This is a genomic window from Vibrio sp. OPT46 (assembly GCF_015163535.1).
Classification (GTDB): domain Bacteria; phylum Pseudomonadota; class Gammaproteobacteria; order Enterobacterales; family Vibrionaceae; genus Vibrio; species Vibrio alginolyticus.
Map to the genome: position 1 here is coordinate 1 of NZ_JADDYG010000375.1, position 892 is coordinate 892.

At 42.7% G+C, this 892-nt stretch carries 1 protein-coding gene; it reads right to left on the reverse strand.

Translation table 11 applies throughout. From position 1 onward, the window contains the following. The coding region (locus tag IQR33_RS17705) for a hypothetical protein (RefSeq protein WP_228013817.1) at positions 1-494 on the reverse strand (494 nt) is incomplete at its 3' end. Positions 495-892 lie beyond the last annotated feature (398 nt).

Here is an 892-nt window from a genome sequence, read left to right on the forward strand (position 1 = left end):
GAACCATCCCCATCGGGGAACAGTTTCTTTGCAATGGCTTTTAAGGCTCTCTGAGGATAATCTGCATATTGATTAAGCTTATCCCTACTATTCTTATTAGCCTTTTCTGCTTTCGCCACAGGGAATCTCGCTGGCCCTGTTACATGCCATGAGATACATTTGGACTCTGCACTTATGTACTCATCGAAGTAGCGTTTTAACTTTCTTTGAAATTCTTCAAACTCAATTTCAACAATTTCTTCCACTGAACAATTAAACGCCTTCGATGGTGCGCTTTCCGAAGTGGACTTGATCAGCTCATGAAGTGAAATTTTGAATGTCCGTAATGCGTTGCAGTAGTCAACTACTGCTTGAGCGGCGTGACGCTCAGGAAATTGAGATTGGCCATTAAAAGCTCGCTCAATTGATGAAGGATCAAGCTGGCTCTTATATTCAAGCAGATCCTTGTCTTCTCCAATGTATTCCTCGATTTTTTTATTAACTAAATTTTGCATCTGTAGCCCCCAAGCTATCTATGTTTAACAAATGATTTAACGTATTTATTTGATGTGTTAATTATACTAACAACCCCCAATAAATACCATATTAACACACAAATAAATGTTAAATATAATTAACTATTTAGATTGACTCTGGCCTGGACAAAGGGGCCACAATGGGGCTCGACAGAGGGAAAGCTTTTTAGGCGAAGCCGTTAAGAAAAGCGATACAAATGCTTTTAGCTCGCCGAAGGCGAATCATATTGCCACCAGCATTCTGCTAGGACGGTGACAACGGGGGTTTGTTGGCATCGTACTAGCGCTGGTGGACAACAGCCATGAGCGGCAATACTTGGCGAGGAACGAGACTTAGTAATGCAAGGGGTAAGTCCGGCGGGTGGGCCTCGGTGGCG